The organism is Tautonia marina (genome assembly GCF_009177065.1).
Taxonomy (GTDB): Bacteria; Planctomycetota; Planctomycetia; order Isosphaerales; family Isosphaeraceae; genus Tautonia; species Tautonia marina.
The window spans coordinates 14,521-33,780 of record NZ_WEZF01000009.1 but is presented as its reverse complement, the minus strand read 5'-3'; the positions used below and the strand labels follow the sequence as shown (position 1 = coordinate 33,780).

At 58.8% G+C, this 19,260-nt stretch carries 13 protein-coding genes and 1 pseudogene; 2 read left to right on the top strand and 12 right to left on the bottom strand.

Annotated elements, in window-relative coordinates; all coding sequences use genetic code 11:
- Window positions 1-45: 45 nt before the first annotated feature.
- The 3 genes and pseudogenes from GA615_RS12315 to GA615_RS12305 all read right to left on the bottom strand — a co-directional run bounded on the left by GA615_RS12315 (window position 46) and on the right by GA615_RS12305 (window position 3,843).
- Entirely contained in the window at window positions 46-1,008 is a 963-nt protein-coding gene (locus GA615_RS12315) for a DUF4123 domain-containing protein (RefSeq protein ID WP_152051608.1), read from the bottom strand.
- A 108-nt stretch (window positions 1,009-1,116) separates the two neighbouring features.
- Window positions 1,117-1,410, bottom strand: a pseudogene (locus GA615_RS12310) (PAAR domain-containing protein); the annotation flags it as partial.
- A gap of 66 nt (window positions 1,411-1,476) precedes the next feature.
- Window positions 1,477-3,843, bottom strand: coding sequence for a type VI secretion system Vgr family protein (locus GA615_RS12305; RefSeq protein WP_152051606.1), 2,367 nt, complete (start codon window positions 3,841-3,843; stop codon window positions 1,477-1,479).
- A gap of 606 nt (window positions 3,844-4,449) precedes the next feature.
- Between GA615_RS12305 and GA615_RS27825 the strand changes: the two genes are divergently transcribed.
- Window positions 4,450-5,841, top strand: a complete 1,392-nt coding sequence (locus tag GA615_RS27825) for an FHA domain-containing protein (RefSeq protein ID WP_201750173.1) — start codon at window positions 4,450-4,452, stop codon at window positions 5,839-5,841.
- Here the strand turns inward: GA615_RS27825 and GA615_RS12295 are convergent.
- The 9 genes from GA615_RS12295 to tssB all read right to left on the bottom strand — a co-directional run bounded on the left by GA615_RS12295 (window position 5,828) and on the right by tssB (window position 16,177).
- Window positions 5,828-7,306 (bottom strand): type VI secretion protein IcmF/TssM N-terminal domain-containing protein, encoded by a 1,479-nt coding sequence (locus tag GA615_RS12295; protein WP_152051605.1) that lies wholly within the window; start codon window positions 7,304-7,306, stop codon window positions 5,828-5,830. The two genes, GA615_RS27825 and GA615_RS12295, sit on opposite strands and share 14 nt — an antisense overlap.
- Before the next feature lie 42 nt (window positions 7,307-7,348).
- Window positions 7,349-8,002 carry a DotU family type IV/VI secretion system protein gene (locus tag GA615_RS12290; RefSeq protein ID WP_152051604.1) on the bottom strand — a complete coding sequence of 218 codons (654 nt, stop codon included), beginning with the start codon at window positions 8,000-8,002 and terminating at the stop codon, window positions 7,349-7,351.
- A 40-nt stretch (window positions 8,003-8,042) separates the two neighbouring features.
- The gene (gene tssK / locus GA615_RS12285; RefSeq protein WP_161602303.1) at window positions 8,043-9,455 is read right to left on the bottom strand and encodes a type VI secretion system baseplate subunit TssK; all 1,413 of its coding nucleotides are present in this window, start codon (window positions 9,453-9,455) and stop codon (window positions 8,043-8,045) included.
- 153 nt (window positions 9,456-9,608) lie between these two features.
- Window positions 9,609-10,721, bottom strand: coding sequence for a type VI secretion system baseplate subunit TssG (gene tssG, locus GA615_RS12280; protein ID WP_152051602.1), 1,113 nt, complete (start codon window positions 10,719-10,721; stop codon window positions 9,609-9,611).
- The gene (gene tssF, locus GA615_RS12275; protein ID WP_152051601.1) at window positions 10,685-12,514 is read right to left on the bottom strand and encodes a type VI secretion system baseplate subunit TssF; all 1,830 of its coding nucleotides are present in this window, start codon (window positions 12,512-12,514) and stop codon (window positions 10,685-10,687) included. Before tssF ends, tssG begins: the two co-directional genes overlap by 37 nt.
- A gap of 231 nt (window positions 12,515-12,745) precedes the next feature.
- A complete protein-coding gene (gene tssE / locus GA615_RS12270) occupies window positions 12,746-13,243 on the bottom strand; it encodes a type VI secretion system baseplate subunit TssE (RefSeq protein WP_152051600.1) in 498 nt (165 codons plus the stop codon).
- Window positions 13,244-13,437: 194 nt separating this feature from the next.
- Window positions 13,438-13,923: an Hcp family type VI secretion system effector gene (locus tag GA615_RS12265; RefSeq protein WP_152051599.1), complete on the bottom strand. Its 486-nt coding sequence runs from the start codon at window positions 13,921-13,923 to the stop codon at window positions 13,438-13,440.
- Between the two features lie 183 nt (window positions 13,924-14,106).
- Window positions 14,107-15,621, bottom strand: a complete 1,515-nt coding sequence (gene tssC / locus GA615_RS12260) for a type VI secretion system contractile sheath large subunit (protein WP_152051598.1) — start codon at window positions 15,619-15,621, stop codon at window positions 14,107-14,109.
- Window positions 15,622-15,637: 16 nt separating this feature from the next.
- Window positions 15,638-16,177, bottom strand: coding sequence for a type VI secretion system contractile sheath small subunit (gene tssB / locus GA615_RS12255; protein WP_152051597.1), 540 nt, complete (start codon window positions 16,175-16,177; stop codon window positions 15,638-15,640).
- A gap of 352 nt (window positions 16,178-16,529) precedes the next feature.
- On the opposite strand from tssB, the gene tssH reads away from it, so the two are divergent.
- The gene (gene tssH, locus GA615_RS12250) at window positions 16,530-19,223 is read left to right on the top strand and encodes a type VI secretion system ATPase TssH (protein ID WP_152051596.1); all 2,694 of its coding nucleotides are present in this window, start codon (window positions 16,530-16,532) and stop codon (window positions 19,221-19,223) included.
- Window positions 19,224-19,260: the final 37 nt, after the last annotated feature.

Genomic DNA, 19,260 nt, shown 5'->3' with positions numbered 1-19,260 from the left:
TCCGTCACTGCACGGGTTTGGCTGGCGATGGGGCTGTTGCATCGTTCAACGATAGGGCCATTCCATTTCTGATGGGACCACGCGACGTTCCGCGGGATTCGAGGGAGTGGACAGGGTAATGAACTCCCGACGAAGTCCGCTTGAATCCGCCCCAAAACGACGAAGTTCGTCGACACGATCCCCTTCGACCAGGAACCACTGGATGGGGCCGAAGAACTCTCGAAGCTCGCTTGGTGTGCATGTTGGCAAGAAGATGTTGAGCACTCTGGGATCATAGAAGCGGAACAGGACCTGTCCCTTTCCCTCGTGCTTGACGGTCAGAAAGCGCCTGAGATGCTTGCGTAGCTCATCGAACGGGGAGGATGACGAGAGGACAATCCCCCAGCTTTTCCCCCATCCTTCCGTCACCAAGGTTTCCAGGAAGCTCGAACCGGAAGGAAGGGACACCAGATAGGGGGCCGACTCCACAAGCTGATCAGCGAGCGGACCCTCGTACAACGACTGATGTCGCTCGGGGCAAGAGGTCAGCAGGGCGAGGATCAAGGGATCCCGGGCCGCATCGAGAATGATGGAGAGCGGGGACGGTTGCGATCGGAGGATCTCCAGAGCACTTGCAGGCGGGCCCGGAGTCTGGGGCTGGGAACCTGGTCCAGCGTGTCGCGGCTTTGGAGGAGCGGGGACGGGCCGGGGAGCCGGCGGGCGTTGGGCAAGCATTCGGACGGTGAAGCGGCTCACCCCGGCTTCGATGATGTCTCCCGCGCGGAGGCTTGCTCTGGTCACGCGAGCACCGTTGACGAATGTCCCAAAGCGGCTTACTTCGTCGAGGAGCTGTACGACGGCATCCTGGAGGGAGAGGGTGAAATGAAGGCGGGAGAGGGAACGGTCGGTCAGGACGAAATCGGCAGTGTCGGCGCGGCCGATTCGAACGGTGGCTCCCGGTTCGATCCGGAAGGATCGGGGAGCATCGGGGCCTGCAAGGACATCGAGGATGACAGTGACTTCAGCCACGGATTCACCTGGTCATCGACCACGATCCGGTTCTCATTTCGAGCAGACCTCACAAAACGGAGCGCCAGTCGTGGCGGCCGAGCTGAGAGCCGCGCCCTGGCCGGTCATCCCGATTAGAACCGTAGGCATCCCGACACTAATGAGGCCGCCATGAACCGTCGAATCGCCGAGCCGAGCGGCCATCATGTTTCCAATCAGGACCGTTGGTGACCCCATCGCAATCGCGTCGGGGGGGCCGACGCAGGTGGCCATGTCACCAACGCGGGCCGCAGGTTGACCACCGATGAGAACGGTTGGGCATCCCGGTGGTAAGATTGGCCCACCGACGTGAGGAACGGGCGGGGTTCCGGGAGTCACCATCGGACAGGTGTGCAAGTCTCCAACTCGTGCGGCCGGTGGCATGGTGGGGTCCTCGACATCATTGAGATGAGTGCTCGGATCGAATCAGAGCTGGAAAGGGTGCGGCCATTATGAGGAGGATTTCTGGCCGGTTTTTGCGTCGTCGGCCTTTTCGGGGGCTGTGGGCTGGGCTTCCTCAGCGTCAGTTGGGGCTTCGGGAGATTTGGGGGACTTGGGATTGCTTCCGCTGCCCGCGCTGGCTGCTCCTCCCGAGTTGATCAGGACCATCGTGCCCTGGATCGCCACGCCGGCCGGCCCGATATCGACGAAGCCTCCGGGACCTTTGAGCGTCAGTTGTGCACCCGCCTCGATCACGACCCGCATTCCTGCCTTCAGGTGGATTTCCATGCCGGAATCGATCGCGTGATTCATCCCGGTTTTCTCGAAGAGATTCCCACCGATGGTGAGTGATTTGTCGCCACCGATTTGTTCGCTGTGGTCGGCGCCAACCTGGGTCGATTGCTGACCTCCGACCTGTTCGACCAAATCTCCCTTGATGGTGAGCGACTGGTTGCCGTCGACCTGCTCTCGGCGGGTCCCTTCGATGTGCTGATGACTGTCGCGCCGAATCAATTCTTTGCGATCCGCGTCGATCACAATGTCGACATTGCCGCCGCCGTCCTCGGGCCCCTTGCCGACGAGTAATTGAAGGTTCCCACCGATCTGCTCGACTTGATGACGACGGACGTATCGGTGTTCGTCCTGAGTGATTTCTTCGTGGTGGTTGCCTCCCGAGTCGCCGTCCTTTTCCCAGCCGATGATCCGGTGGGTATTGCCGTAAATTCGGTACTTTGCGTCGTTCTTGACCCGGACGTCAAGGTTTCGTTCGGCGTGGAGGAAGACCTGTTCCTTGTCTTTGTTGTCGTCGAAGCGCAACTCATTGAACCCGGTACCGCCGGTCGAGGTGTTGGATTTAAATCCACTCACCTTGTTGTCGTCTTTGTGGGCCTCGTCGGGGCCGTCACCGAGATATGGGGGCATCTGATCGGCGTTGTAGACGCTGCCGACGATGATCGGCTGATCGGGGTCGCCTTCGAGGTAATCGACGATGACTTCCTGGCCGATCCGGGGCCAGAATGAGGTCCCCCATCGTTTGCCGGCGATCGGTTGGGAGACGCGAACCCAGCACGAACTTTTCTCGTCGTTTTTCCCGTCGCGATCCCAGTGGAACTGGACCTTCACGCGTCCATATTTGTCGGTATAAAGTTCCTCGCCCTTGGGGCCGACAACCACGGCGGTCTGGGTGCCCTGGACCACGGGCTTCGGTGTTTGCCGGGTGGGGCGATAGGGGAGTGCGGCGGGAATGCAGGTAAAGGTATTGCTGTAAACAAATTCGTCGAGACTCCCCGTCCGGTAGTTACTGTTGAGCTTTGCCGCGTGGTGTACGGAGGTGAGGACATAGGAGCCATCGGCGTCGTAGTGACGGGTCAGACTGAACCGGTGGCCGGCCGTGAGCTGACGGAGCTTTCCGGCCCCGGCGATCTCCAGAGCCCCTGCAGCTTCTTCTTGAATGCGGATTTCGGCAGTCCGGCGATTGTCTTGAAAGATTTTCTGAATGTCGGAGGAACGATCGTCGCCACCTGGACCGATTCCGTCGAAACGCTGGGCGTATTCTCCGGGCCAGTCGTAGAGTTCGAGCTTGTCTGCCTTGCCGAGCTTTAACGTGTGCGACTTGGTACCGACCTGAACCGAGTCCATGATCTGGGTCTCGGCTTCGAGATGCTTGTGTGGCAGCTCGAAGCAATGATCCCAGAGCGTGACCTTCATGGATCGAAGTTCCTGGGCCTTGGCCCAGTCGTGGATCCGTTCTTCGTCGACATTGTCGTCGAGTTGTGCGGCGAACGTGGCTTGTGTACCGAACGGAACGTCGGGATGACTCTCAGGAGAGTCGCCGAGGATCATGGTGTGTTCGCCGTCGGAATGGGTAAAGAAGTAGAAGATCCCTTCTTCTTCCATCAATCGGCTGGCGAAGTTGAAATCGGTTTCTCGGTACTGCACGCAGTAGTCGCGGGGCTCGTACTGGCCCTTGAGCTTCAGCGTGATCGAGAGTCCTTCGAAGATTTCCTGGAGGATTTGCGGAACGGTCTTACTTTGAAAGATCCGGCTCTGAGCCTTCCGAGTCAGGAACCATGCCTCAGGAACGATGTCGGCCTGATACGTCGTGAAATTCGGATCGCGCCCCCCCTGGGCCATTCGGCAGCAAATTCCGTTGAAGTGACGGACCTTTCCTCCAGGCGATTTCACATGGGCGGTCAACTTCTTTCCGAGCACCTGATCGAAGGCAACATCCGTCTGATTCGATGCGATCAGGTCCAGGCGGAACCGGAACAGTTGTGAGAGTGCTTCGGTTCCGTTAATTCCCACCAGCAGGAGTGCATCCGGTCCAAGGGGGGTGGTGACCGTTAATGGACGATTCGCTTGCTGGTAGGATGCCATCGACCCCTCCGACGAATCACGCTTTGCGAGCCCGCAAGTGACAATCCCGGTCGGCCGCTGAGCCGGAATGAATTGCTGCCACCCAGATCAGTCTACAACCGAGGTCGGTGAAACGGGATCTTTGAAATTCCCCGGACCTTCGCTCAGGAACTGGCTTCCGAGTGATTCTGGTGTCCTGGCGATCAAGTCTGACTTGGCCACTTCCGGACATAACCGACGACGCCCCAGGAAAACCTTCAGCAAGAGAAACCGAGGGCGAACTCATGAGTGAGCCAATCAGTTCACCTGAACATCCAGTGGGATTTTCTCACTCTGCTCAGTACCATTTGGACGAGTATAGTAGGAGGTGCGTACCCGACACAATTGCGTCCTGAATCGTTGGGCCACACGCTGCGACCTTGTCCTGTGATGGGGACGCAACCTAGGATAGTATGATTCTGATTCGTCGGTTCTGGGGATTTCTCAACTCGTTTTCCTCTGAATAATGTTGACGCTCGCTCGAATCAGGATGGATCGATTCGAATCGTTGGAATGGATTTGGGATGGATCGAAACCGAGCGGGACAATGGTCCCGAAGCGGATCTCAACGATTGAGAGGGGCGACCGATGCCGAACGACGACGACCTGTCGGGCGACAAGAAGACCATCGGCCTGCCGCGCAAGGATGTCAAACGCATGATTGCCGAGGCTCAGGCGGCCAAACTCGCCGAGCAACCAGCCGAATCTCCGGAGCCAGATGTCCGGAAGCCTCCTCCCAGCGGCCAGGCGAACCCGCCGAGCGTGAGCCGATCCAGGGAGATGCCTGCTGCCTCGGGCGAGGAAACCATGTTGCCTCCCAGACGAGACGGGGGGCAGGTTCCCAGAACCCCTCCGGTGCGATCGATCCGGCCGGAGCCGAACGATACGCCGGAGCATTTCTGGGAAACGCGCCCTGCGGCGGAGCGTTCACCCTCGGCGGAGCGAGTGAAATTTGAGAATCCGTGGGAAACGTCGGTCCCGTCCCAGTTACCTCCCGCCGAATCCTCCTCGAAGGCCCCGGAGGTTATCCCTGGCCAGGAATTCGACACCGCTGTGGGGCCGAAGCGACCGCAACGCCCCACCTCTCGCGAACCTGGGTTTCCGGCTCCGGCGTCTCCTGGATCGACAGGGTTCTCGGACATCCCGTCTTCGAAGACACCCGTTGAGGAGGTCCGCAAGCCGACGCCTCCTCCGGTGACTCCGGTTTCTCGGGACGCAAACTCCTGGAATGCAACCTATGTCCCGGGCATGACCGCGGATTCTGGCACCAATCGCGAGTCGGCACTCCTACGGTTGGAAATTCTCGCAGGAGATGGCGAGCGCATTTTCGAGCGGCTTGCAACACTTTCCACAGGTGAGTTCACGCTGGGACGATCGACGGTCGAACAGTTCGTCGGTCGGGGCTCAGCCACTCGCCATCTTGCCGAAGACCATGTTCGTTTTGTAGTCGATACGGACGATCACCTCGTCGCCGAAGATCTCGGGACGATTAATGGCGTTTACCTGAAGATTCCTGAACACACCTCGGTCCCCCTGACGGATGGAGCACGATTCCGGGTTGGCCGGCACGTCATCGTCTTTCGGGAGGCTCCTCCGAGGTCGTCCCCCCCTGCTCTGGTCAGCCCCTCGGGTGAGGTGTTTTATTGCCGGGAATTCGTCCCGCTGGCGTTCCTGGAGTTCATCGGACCGGATGGGCTACCGGCTGCGACCGTGCCGATCACGAAGAAGGACCTGACGGTCATCGGTCGAGAAGGCGAGGGGTGCGACATCGCATTGACTGGAGATAACTGGGTCAGTCGCCGTCACGCGTGCCTCAGAGAACGTGACGGCCATTTCGTCCTGGAAGATCTCGGGAGCAAAAACGGGACGTTCCTCAAGATGGGAGAGCGGACAACAATTCGGATTGGTGATCGAGCGTTTCCCGACGCGGCCGACATCGTACTGATTGGCGATCTGCACTTTCGGGTTACGCGGCGCTAGGATTTCCGGCTTTCACCGAGGCTGTTCCGCTGGAGGTTGCTCTGGGGCGACGCAACCGTTGGACGCTCAACACGATGATCCAGATGAGCACCAATCCTGCCAGTCCGGTCCAGCCGATCCATGACTGATCGGTCGCTGCCAGGCGAATGATGATGCCGAAATACCAGAATGGAAGGGCCACCACGGCGGCTCCCACTGCCAGGCCCAAGGCGATCGCTCGATACCGCGCATTGAGCCGTTCGGCCTCCCTCGACCATGTGGTCAGTGCATGGTCAACCAGTAGGCGACCATTCCGACCCGCAACCAGCCCCATCGCAAACGCTCGTTGATGGTCCTCAACTCCGTTGGAAACAAAATAACACCCACGGAACAAGACCGGTTCGGACTGCTCGTGCGTGGAGAGACAGGCGTCCAGGAGGTGAATCAACTGGTCGCGGTTGCGTCGCGCGACATTGTTGAGAAGCATCAAACGGTTGTTACTATTCTTGTTACGAATCTCTTGCACCATTAAATCCAGGGACCAGGAATTGAACCATTGCCGCATCCATCCGATTCCGATGGAAATCAGTTCAGAGCGGTAGAGCTGAGCGCCGGGAATCGAAAACCCGCAACGGCTTTGTCTCAAATTTGCCGGGATCCGCGCGACAAAATCATCAAAGCCTGCGACTGTTTCCATCTCTGTGAACACCGTATAGGTGGGGCAGCGGAGTCTCAGGCCCGAACGGATCGCATTGAGATCGTTTCGAATGGCTGAGGCAACCTGGAGTTCATTCCCGCTGCCTGCAACGCTAATTGGCAGCAAGGCGGCCACTCCGCGGAGCACCGGCTCCTCGGGGTTGAGTTGACGGATCAAGCGGCAAAGGTGGGCGAGTCGATCGGGACCCTCGCCGTCTGATCGGCCGAAGCTTGACGCCCCGGCGCAACTGAGCAAGATGCCGTCGGCCACGGCATAAGCGTGGATTGGCGCCTCTGGCGACGACGGTGCTCGTCCAAAGAGTTGCACATTGGCAGAATCGATCAGGGCCGCAGCCTGCCTCTCGTCGGGACCGAGGAGAAGATAAAGCCGTTGCCGACTCGGATCGATGCCAGCCTGCCCCAGTCGGATCACGATCTCTTGCCAGGCGGCATCGAGATCGGGGAATCGACCTTCACCCTTCTCATAATTCGTCCCCCGAGCGTGGCGAACGAGCGTGGCGATCAGATGCGTCGTCGTCAGCAGGGCAATCACACCCAGTCCGAACAGCCAGGTCCGAAGCGCCCATCCCGAGAAAATGGCCGGCAACTGCGGGTCGATTTCCGGAACCTGCCAGGGACCGAACGCCCCGATGGCGAGCAAGATGATGGCAAGAACCAGAATCCATCGAACCGGGTGCTTCGACCACAGCATCGCCGCCCCTGCACTGGCGAAGGCCACGACCCCGTACATGAGGATTGCAACTTTATTCCACAACAACGAAGACAACATGATTACGCCTCGGTTGCCCAATTGCAGAACTCGGACGTTTCGTCATCGAGCGTAGTCGAGATGCACTGACAGAATGTAAAAGGCCAGGGTGATCAGGGCTGAGATGGCGACGAGGGAACTGATCGTTACCAGCAATCCGGCACCGCGAAGCGTTCCGATGGATCGAGGATTGGCATCTGGAGGCATCTCTGGGAAGACCGGTTTCGACGAGACGGGACTGGCCTGGAGAACCCGTTCATAGAGTTGGCTGACCCAGTGAAGCAACTGATCCTCGTCAAGCAAGGCCATCCGGCCTCGAAAACCGAGGGCGACGCAGAGCAAGTAGACCTCAATCGTGTCGGGAGTCCCTCGGCGTTCGGCTTGCGCGGCCATGTCGTAGAATTTTTCTGCTCGAAGGTTACTCCGGTAAAGGTCCCACTCAAGAATCTGCTCCTGGGCACCCCAGTCGACCGATTGGCCCCACTCAGAGTCGGTCAAGACCTCGTCGGTCCAGGCCACGAGTCCGTACTTGACCATGGCGAAGTCCTGAGAGAGCTGAGGGCTAGTGGCTGCTCGATTCTCGATCTTGTCGAGATAGCCGAGCAATTCGGTCTTCACCACGTCGATCGAAGGAGACTCTCCCCAAGCCAGACGGTCCTGGAGGGCGATAACGTGCTCGAAGTATGGGTGGATCAGATCAGCGAACGCATCGGTCATCGCGGCGATGGTCTCCGTGAGGACGATCTCGGCAAATCAACTAGGCGTGGGGAATGACATAGACAGCGAACTGCAACTCCACGAGCGATCCGACCCGAGGGCGGGGGAGGGCGACCAGTTGTTTGGCTTCGGTATCGCCCAGGAATGAACCACCTTCAAGGTTGAAGCGAAGCCCGAGTGTTCGGGTTCGCAAGACATCGCGCCAGTAGGGTTCCTTTTTCTGGACTTCAAAGTAAACGACATTGCGAGGCAATGCCGGTGGGATCCGGTTCAGTGGCTGGAGGCCAAGACCGGATTGCCCCTGGCGGAAAATCTCGCCGACCTGCTCCCCTGCCCCGAGCTTCCAGTTGGTTCCTCGCATCAGCTCGTCGCATTCGGCGTCGTTCAGTTCAACGGTCTCGACTCCGATGTAAAGTTTGGTCGTTTCTCGCAACCAGTCGGTGTCAAGATGCACCTGAAACCGTCTGCCTTCGAGCTGGAAGTAACGCTTGGTCCATTCTGGCCCTCGGCCACCACCGATCAGACGGCGAATTTCGGCGATCACTCGCGCATAGATTGGACCAATTTCATCATGGTCGTACGTGGGTACGTCGATTGGACGTCTCGCGTCGTCAAAGATCGAGAGCTGGCCGAGGAGCCGACAGAGTTCGCTGTAGACGTGGATCGGATGCAGACCTCTGGTGAACAGGACCGACTGCAATGCCGAGAACGCGCCGTTGACGGTGGTCAGCTTGAGAATCCGATCCGATTCGCCGATGACCTGGCTTTCAAAGGAGATTTTCCGCCCGACAAGATAGCCAGCCTCCTGGTCAATCCAGGCCCGCAACATCTGGAAGACCGATTGAACCTCGTCATGAAGGGGGGCCCAACCGTCGATTCCGAGAATGGGAGGGGTGTACGATCGGACGATCTGAGGTGGGGCATCGGCCGAAGCCGATCGGGCAACCCGAGCCAGCGGCAGGGTTTCATAGCCGGTTGCGTCAACATGTGATGCCAGCAGGCGAGCCTGGACCCTGCGGAACTCAATCCCCTCCTCGTCTCCGCCGGTGTTCTCGTCTGGCTGCTCGACGGTATCAATGAGATAACGGGGACCATCGGTCGAGGCCGAAAGAGCGACATTTGCACGACCGGGTTGCCAGGTAGGGACCGCCAGAGAAATTGTCGCCTCGGGATGGGTGGAGAGGACGGGCCGAAGGTCGAGCGGATCGACGGTGGCTTCCCCCGGAACATTCAAGGTTGTCCCGTCCTTGAACCGAGCCTGGCAGGATCGGAGGATGAAGGTGAAATTCGCGATCGCGTCAGGGTCGATTTCGACTGCGCGAAGGCCCCAGTTGTGCGGGTGAAGCCAGTCCTCCGACTCCCGGAGCCGATCTCGCTGGAAGCGATCGGCGGCCTGGAAGTGGTGGGGCTTGAGGAACATCCCCTCATACCAGTGGACAGCTCGCTTCGACATGATTTGACTTCTCGCTCTCGGAGCGGGTTGGCACATCCCGCGATCCGGCCGACTCAAGTGTGGTTGAACGTTGAAGACAGGGCGACGGGGCCCGATCCTGCTCGGAGTCGGCGTTCTCAGGCTACTACGCTTCAAGAGGTTCCGCAACGATTCCTATGCTTTCGGAGGTGGTCGGAGGACCGCGTCATCAGCGTCGGGGCGGTCAGGACGGCGGCTCAGCCAGCTTGTGCGTCCAAGTTGGGCGGCCTGGCTTCGATCGAGGGAGAGCCGGCAGGGAGGGACTTCCTCCGCGATCAGAATCAAACGTACATCGAAGTCGAGTTCCGGTCCAACGAACAGCCGGATCAATTCCATGAGCGCAAGCGAGGCACGACCACCGGGCAAAAACTCCCCGAATCTGAGGATTCCCATCGGCCCGAGAAGCACCCGAAACTTACTCTGATCGTCCCAGATCTTGCGCCCGGCGATCGCTTCGGTTCCGAGCCCGTTCTGCGCCCCTCGGCGGCCGAGCCGGGTCCGCTGGTCCGGATCGAGACGAAGCCATTGACCACTGAAACTCTGGATGCGAGCAGGAACTCCAAAGTAGTCTTTGAGGAGCCGTTCCAGCATGACAGCTGGACGATGCTGTTGAGCGAAGATGCCGCTGTAGAACAGCAGGGCTTCGTCCTCGACTGCGAGTCGATTTTGCAGCGATGGAGAGCCCAGCCCGATAAGGTCGAACAGGTGACGGGCAAACCGATCGGCTCGCGCTCCGCCGGCGTTCCGTGATGCCTCCCAGAGCACCGGGATCTGGTACTTTTGCCGGATCCGGTAGAAGAGCGAGACAATCCGGTGATGAAAGAGGTCGAAGAACATGGCGGCCGCCGCTCGTCGCCGCCGGTCGGGGCCGACGAGGGCTTCCGTGTAGACTGTCGGTAGTGCTCCCAGCGGGCCGACGAGCCCGAGAAACGCGGTCGTCATCTTCGGAGGAGCACCGATCTCGGGCGGCTCTGGGGACTCGTCAGTTGACTCCGGTGAGGTCCCCAACGGGAGGGATGGCCTGCCGTCGATCCCAGTGATTGCGCTGGGAGGAAACGAGAGGGACAGATGGGCCAGGAAGCGAACCGCTTCGCGGCTGGGCGGACCGTCGTGGCCAACCGGGAGACGCCCCGACGCTGCTCCGAGTTGCTCAAGGAGGCGGGCGGCTTGGAAGAAGTCGAAGGGGGTGGGATCGGCGAACAGCCGATCGCTTACAGAAGAGTTCGATCGCCGCTGCGCGGTGCCCATCGCTTCCAGACTCCCTCGTGCTGTTTGCGCCGCGCGACCAGTCGGCTGAATGAATTGACCGTGACGTATGAACCGAGGAACCGTTCCAGGACGGTGGCCATCAGGAAGGCCGTGGCTCCAGAGTACGCCGACTCATCGAAAGTCAATTCAATCTCGATCCCAAGACTGACTGCTTTTCCGAGACGATTCCCCGTTCGGCCCGCAATTCGTCGGCTGGCAACCCCGGTGATCCCACCAATTTGCTTGCGGGTCACGGCCGAATCCGCGAAGTCGTAGGCAGCCAGGACCTCGCGAAGGGCCTCGATTCCAGGTCCGGACTCGGCCAGGGAGAGGTGATTCAACGCCAAGGCCGAGATCGCTCTCCATTGGGTATCGCGTCCCAAGGGAGGGCGGAGGGTTTTGGTCGGACGGGTCAGCAAGCGAACGCGACCGACCGGAGCTTCGGCCTCCAGCGAGACAACATCCTGGTCTCCTCCAAACGGTAATCGGGCGGGAATATCTCGGTTGCAGCACGTCAAGGAGGCGGTCACCTTTTCAGTGGAGGGGGTTGTCGGGGAGAACGAGGGGTTCACAAAGGTGAGTTCAACATCGGTGCCTGAGTCTCCCGCTCGGAGTGAAGGCTGTCGCCGGGCGAACCAGTATGCCTGGTGACCTCGATCGCGGTCGGCGTGTCGGAGCGCGTAGAACGGCTGGTAGGTCACCGATCCATTGAGATAGGAACCTACGCTCTCGACCCAGTCAACCGAGTAGACCTCGAAACTCAAGGGGTGTTCGACGTCGGGGACCAGGCGATACTCACTCCGCAGTCGATCCAGTCGGACTGGCTCTGCAACCTTCTTGAATAGGTTGACCGCGGGGGAACATCCCAGACGAAAGTTCTCGGGACGGAGCGTGACGTCGGTATGGGGTGGTTGATCGAGGAAGAACATCACCTCGACCGGTCCAACGAATCCGGAGTCGGTGATCCGGTCCAGTCCCGTGAGGTCAAAGAACTGGAATTTCAGAGGAAACGCAAAAAACTCTTGAAGTAACCGATAGCCGGGGAACGATCGCTCCGGGTAGGGAACCATGCCGTCATCAGGCTCGAAACCGACGGGCTTGACTGCATCGGGGCCGAGCGAAATCGTCTGTTCCTCACCCGAAGCCGTTCGACCTCGGAGCCAGATCGCAACCAGTCGATTAAAGAGCGCTTCATAGACGGTCGAGGGGACCGGTTCACCGCCATCGAGGAAGAATCGGAGCCGATCAAATCCTTCGAGACTCCCCCAGTCTCCGGCCGCGGCGCACCGAATCCGAAGGCTGATCATCGCCGCCGAGCCCGACGGCTTCCCCTCGATGGTGACTCGGTCTGGCATGACCGTGGCGGATTCGATTGCAACCGGCCAGAGCCAGACCGGATAAACGGTGCGGAACTGGCACCGTACGCCATCGAGGGGGCGAGAGACGATCTGGGACCCGCGCTCGATCTCATAGCCCGCAACGATTTTCGAAGGATCCGTCGTGGGAGAGAACTGAACGATGGTCATGGAGGGAATCGGTCGCTGGTAATGTGGGTAAAGCACCTCCAGAAGAGCGTCGGTCAGTTCCGGGTAGGTGTCATCAATTTTCTTTCGTAAGCGAGCCGCGAGGAACGCAAAGGCTTCAAGCAGGCGCTCCACATGGGGGTCCGCGCAGCGACCCGCCTCGAGCATCAAGAGTTCGGCGACTTGAGGATGGGCCTGGGCGAACTCGGCTCCCATTTCACGAATAAAAGCAAGTTCACGGTTGTAATAATTGAGGAAGGTGTCGTTCATGGCAGCCCATGGTCATCCCTTCGCCAGGAGCAGAAGGGGAGAAAGGTCGCCTTCGGTCGTGAGTAAAGCGCTGGGGCTTGTCTTTGGCGGGACGGTTCGGTGGACATGGCCGGACAGCCGAGGATTGAGGAGTTCGGCCAGATTGCCTCGACGTTTGCCTCCGTGTGCGGGGGGCGGAGATCCTCGGTGTTTGATACGGGTCCTCTCGGAGACGGTGGGGCTGGAATGAACTTACAGGTTCTCGCCTTGGACAACGAACGCTTTGTTGCCGAGTTCAAGGACGGTGTCGAACACGACCGGTTCAGGAGCCGGATCGACCCGGAGGATTGCTTCGATGCGATAGTGTAACGAGCCGATTTTGTCGTCGTTTTTGTGGGGTTCGAAGATGACCCGAACGTTGGAGAGCCTTGGCTCGAAATCGCGGATCACGGATTCAAGCAGATGAGTCAGCCGGTCGCGAGAGTCCGAGTCACCCAGGCTCATGGAGGTGATGTCGGGCAGTCCATACGTCATCAATGATCGAGAGAGATGGCTCATGGTGCCTGGGGGATCACCAGGGGTTCGTCTTGAATTGAGCAACCATTCCAGGTCGCGGCGAACCTCGTTCTTGATCCGTTCGATTTCACTCGAAACGGAGAGTTCAACGTCTGCTCCACGGATCAGGTCCGGGTTGGTCAGACGATCCCAGAGGGAATGCTGAAATCGAGGAACAGGATCGCGCCGAGGCATCAGTCGTCCTTCAACACAGCTAGACGGCTCCGAAAGCGGTCCGAACCTGCTTGATCTTCGGAGCGATTGCGCACAACAGGATTGCAAACGTTGAAGGAGAGGGATTCGCAACCACGACGATCGGCCTCCCTGAAGGCAAGGGGAGGCCGATCAGCGCTCGAAAGGGCTTAGTCCAACCGGACAGGTCAACCAAGTCAGACTTTCTTGTTCGCCTTCAGATCGTACCCAGCCTTGACGGCACCGCCGAGCGAGCCGTCGGGCTTCTGTTCCTTGTATTCGTACTCGATCTTCGAGAAGTTAAGGCTGATTTGATCCACAGGGATGACATCCCCACTGCTCCCACCAGTCTGATAGCTGGAGACGAGAAGGTCGGAGAATTTAATCTTCAGGTATTCCTGAGCGGTCTCCCCCGCCTTTCGGCAGGTCAAGGTGGCTTCCTTGATGTGTTTACCAGTCGCGCATGCTTCCATGAGCTTCGGTGACGATTTATTGACTTGCATGACGAAGTGGAAGTCTTGCATGGAGACCTTCCCAGCCCCCATCCCTGCGCCGTGGGAGGCATCGCCGCTATTGGTCTCGCCCCAACTCCAGGACTGGACCTCGATTTCGTTCTTATGCTTGTCGTCCTGGCTTTCGCCGTCGATCCCGTCGAGCTTCAAGAAATAGTCTACGGAGGCCATCGGGATTCTCCCCAGGGCTACGGCCCATTCATGGGGCCTTGTAACGAACTGGACGTACCGAGCCGCCCAACCGTTGAGGCGGCTCCGAGGATCTTCAAGTCGCGACCCAAGAAGTCGGATCGATCAGACACAGACGAGGGATCGATTCCGTCTTGATGCAGTCGGTGTGAAACCACCGGACAATCAGGACTTCGCTCGCGCGGGCAGCTCGGAAACGAGCCGCAACGAGGCAGTCAGTTCGTCGAGTTGATAGTGTGGCCTCATGTAGGCAATGGCCCGATAGCAGCCGGGACGGCGAGGGTCGTCCTCAACATCGATGCGGGCCGAGCGAAGCGGGTAGAGTCGCTTTGTGTCGTCCGAGGCAAAATCGTCCTCGGTCACATAATTCATAATCCAATCGTTGAGCCAGCGCTCGCATCCGGCCCGTTCCATGTACGAGCCGATCTTGTCTCTTGCAATCGACTTGAGGTAATGAGCGAACCGGCTCGTCATCAAGATGTACGGCAACTGGGTTGAGAGTCTCGCATTGGCTGTTGCCGTGTCACCGTCGGTCCCCTGGTACTCGGTCGCCTTCTGACAGGATTGGGCTGAGAAGAAAGCAGCGAAATCGGTGTTCTTACAGTGGGTCAACGCAATGAACCCGAGGTCGGCCAGTTCCTTCTCACGGCGTTCGGAGATGAGCACCTCGGCCGGACATTTGGCGGCGATTTCGCCGTCGTCCGTCAGGAACGTATGCACCGGGAGGTCCCGAACGAGTCCACCGTTCTCAACGCCTCGAATGGAGGCACACCAACCGTACCGTGCGAAGGCATCGGTCAATCGGGCTCCCATGGCGTACGCGGCGTTACCCCAAAGGTACTTGTCGTGTTCTTTCCCATCGACATCCTCTCGGAACTGGAAGGCATCGACCGGCTTCGTTTCGGGGCCGTAAGGAAGCCGGAGGAGGATGTGAGGAAGGCAGAGACCGACATAGCGAGCATCTTCCGACTGGCGGAAGGCGTTCCACTTGTCGTAATCCCTTGTTCGAAAAATCTCGGAAAGATCTCGAAATTCGGGAAGTTCGGTAAACGATTCGAGACCGAACATGTCGGGACCTGCCGCCGCAATAAACGGAGCATGGGCCGAGGCCGCGATGTTCGAGATGCGTTTCAGTAACGCCAGATCCTGAGGATGCTTCCCAAACTGATAGTCGCCGATCAAGGCTCCGTACGGGGTACCGCCGAATTGATCGTATTCGGCGGTGTAGACTGCCTTGAACAACGCGCTTTGATCAAACTCACTGGCGCGTTCCATGTCGCGCAACAGATCCTTTTTGCTCGCGTTGAGCACCCGGATCTGAAGCATTGTTCCGGTTTCGGATTCCTGAACCAGATAGTTCAGTCCGCGCCACGAAGCCTCCAGCTTCTGGAAGTCTTCATGATGCATGATGGCGTTGAGCTGATCGCTTAATAGTTCGTCGAGTTCGGCGATGCGGGCATTGATCATCGCCTCTGTGTTGGCCGAGACTTTCATCTGGCCACTCACGATGTCTTCGACGAACTGGCCAATCAGATCGCTCTGATAGGTACGGTCCTCGTCGCTCTTGGCCCGGCTGACCTGGAGGATCTGGTCAAGAAGGCTCGGTTCGGCCGAGGACTGGGTCGTCGTCTCGGGTTCGGCGACGGGTTGGCCCTGGGTGTCGTTGGCATCAGTACTCACGATGGGGCCTCCCAAATTATTCGCTCGTGTCCGACGATCCGGGGTCGTCCTGATCGTGTTGCCCCGTTTCTTCTCCGAGCCGTTTCAGGCGATCGGTATCCTTGATGATATCTTGAAGCAGGCTGTCCAGCCGATCGTTCGATGTGATCTTCGTTTTCAGATCCGCCAACCGCTGGCGAGCTTCGAGCAGTTTGCGTAACGGCTCAACTTGACGTACCACTTGCTCCGGCTCAAAGTCATCAATCGACCTGAATTTCAACTCCACCCCGAGGCGGGAGCCATCCTTCTGCAACTGGTTGTCCACCTTCATCGCCAGTCGCGGCTTCATTCCCGCCATGATGCGATTGAAATTGTCGCGATTAATTTCGACAAACTTGCGTTCCTTCATCGAAGGAAGCGGTTCTTCCGGATGGCCCGACAGGTCTGCAAGCACGCCGAGCAAAAAAGGCAGTTCAACCTTTTTCTGCGCATCGCCGACCTGGACGTCGTACGTAATCTGAACGCGAGGGGGACGAACGCGGTCGAGCTTGTGCTGGAGGCTCTCATCGCCAGGCATGAACGTGTTCCTCTGTATCGAGGTTGGCAAGATGGGGGTGATGTCCCCTGGAAAAGGCCAGCCAGCCGACATGTCAAAATGACCTTTTCAGGCCTCGCAGGACATGCAGCTTGAATCTAATCCTCTGTCCGAGCGTCTTGCAACATGTCTCCAGAGATTTTCTCCGTGTCATGTCGGAGATCTTCGACGATCATTCCAAACTATTTACTCGAATTTTTTTCGTCAGAGCGACAAAGTATTCAGGGATTGTTGATGAAGATCAGGCGAACTACTTGCGGTTCCAAGCAGTCGACGGTCTTGATGGTGTCTGATGTCACCGAGCTGTCACTCAATTGACGAGGGAGAGGGGACGATGGCGATTCAGGCCGGGACCTTGGTGAAAAAACTCAATCCAACATGCCTGGACGCGCTTCAGGCCGCCGCGGGGCTCTGCCTGTCTCGCACGAACTATAGTGTTGAAATCGAGCACTGGTTACTCAAACTTTCCGAGTCGGTCGATTCGGATCTTCAACGAATCTTTCGAAACTTTGACCTTGATGTAACCCAGCTTCAAGGCGACCTGGTGACCGCGATCGACCGCTTCAAGACCGGAAATTCGAGAACTCCGACACTCGCTCCGCAGATTGAAGATGTTCTCAAAGAAGCGTGGTTGCTTGCGTCTGTTCAGTATGGCCTGGGTCAGATTCGATCGGGTGTCGTCTTGCTGGCCTTGCTCAGCAACGATTCGTTACGACGGCTCGCGCGAGAGATGTCGTCGACCCTGACCGAACTTTCGACCGAGCGACTTGAGTCCGAATTGCTCGACGCCGCAGCTGGATCGGTCGAGGACGTAGGACCGGCCGCCGCGTCGTCGGCCTCGTCGCCTGGGGCTCGTGGTGAGACGGGGATGCCGGCGGGCGGAGGGGCTGGACGCGCGCTCGATCAGTACACCATTGACCTGACTGGCCGCGTTGAAGCGGGTGAGATCGATCCGGTTATCGGTCGGGACGAAGAAATCCGCCAGATGGTGGATATTTTGATTCGTCGCCGGCAAAACAACCCGATACTTACCGGCGAGGCCGGAGTCGGAAAAACCGCTGTGGTAGAGGGTTTCGCACAGCGGGTCGTGGCGGGTGATGTTCCGGAGGTCCTTCGGAACATTCGGATTCACGTCCTTGATCTGGGCTTACTTCAGGCAGGAGCGGGTGTTCGAGGCGAGTTCGAAAACCGACTGAAACAGGTGATTTCCGAGGTCAAAGGGTCACCGGTCCCGATTGTCCTGTTCATTGATGAAGCACATACGATCATTGGTGCGGGAGGACAGGCCGGGCAAGGAGATGCCGCGAACCTCCTCAAGCCGGCCCTGGCACGGGGAGAGCTACGAACAATCGCCGCAACGACCTGGGCCGAGTACAAAAAATATTTTGAGAAGGATGCGGCACTCGCTCGGCGGTTCCAGGTGGTCAAGGTTGAGGAACCTGACGAACCCCGAGCCGTCACGATGATGCGAGGCATCAGTGAAATGCTGGAGCGGCACCATCGGGTCCGGATACTCGATGAGGCGATCCATGCGTCGGTGACCTTGTCGGCGAGATATCTCAGTGGTCGACAGCTCCCGGACAAATCGGTGAGCCTGCTCGATACGGCGTGTGCTCGGGTGGCCATTGGCCAGGCGTCGACTCCGGCTGCGGTCGAGGATGCCCGCCGTCGGATTGAAGCGCTCAACATCGAACTTGGCATCCTCCGTCGAGACGAAGCGGCTGGTTCTCCACATGCCGAGGCCATCGCGGCTCGATTGGCAGAACGGGTTGAGGCCGAGTCTCGCCTGGCTGAACTTGAAGCCCGTTGGGCCGTTGAACGAGAGCGAGTCGCCGAAATCCGGGAATTGCTTGAGTCGATCGAACACTCCAGGCTCGCTGCCGAAGCTCAGCAGAATGGGGAACCTCGGCCCGATCCTGGGCACCCTCAACATGATTTCGACGTACTGAGAGCGGAACTCAGTGCCAAGACCTCTGATCTCCGGACACTGCAGGGTGAGTCTCCGTTGATGCAGGTTTGCGTCGACTCTGAGACAATCGCTCAGGTGATTGCCGGCTGGACTGGAATTCCGGCCGGCCGGATGATGGCCGATGAGATCCAAACGGTCCTCGACCTTCACGAAATGCTTGGCCGCCGCGTGGTCGGTCAGGCCCATGCCCTTGAGGCAATCAGCCAGCGGATTCGAACGGCCCGCGCCAATCTAACCGATCCTCGCCGACCGATCGGCGTTTTTCTTCTGGTTGGTCCCAGCGGGGTTGGCAAGACGGAGACGGCCCTTGCCCTTGCCGAGGCGCTCTATGGAGGGGAGCGCAACCTGATTTCGATTAACATGTCAGAGTATCAGGAAGCCCACACCGTTTCAGGGCTAAAGGGATCACCGCCCGGATACGTCGGCTACGGAGAGGGGGGGGTGTTGACCGAGGCGGTGCGACGACGGCCTTACAGTGTCCTCCTGCTCGACGAGGTGGAAAAAGCACACCCGGATGTCATGGAACTGTTTTTCCAGGTTTTTGACAAGGGAGTGCTCGAAGACGCGGAAGGCCGCGAAATCGACTTTAAGAACACGGTCATCCTGCTGACTTCGAACGTTGGCACCGACACCATCATGCAGATTGCCCCAGCCGGCCATGCCAATCCCAGCCCCGAAGTCTTGAACGAATCGCTTCGCCCCGACCTTCTCAGGGCCTTTCCAGCGGCATTCCTTGGTCGGCTGATCGTCGTCCCGTACTATCCGGTTCGCGATGATGTCCTTCGCCAGATCACCCGCATGCAACTCGATCGAGTCGCGCGGCGAATGACTGAGAACCACGGAGCAATTCTGAATTATGACGATGCGCTGGTTGAAACAATCGTCGCTCGATGCACCGAGGTCGAGAGTGGTGCTCGGAATGTCGATCACATCCTGACGCGTAGCTTGCTCCCCGAACTTTCTCGGGCGTTACTGGCTCGCATGGTCGATGGCGACGTTATCCGAGAAGCTCGCGTCAGCGTGGACGACTCCGGCGCGTTCACTTATGAGATTGAGTGACTGTTGACCTGATGGTTGATCGTTGCCCGACACGTAG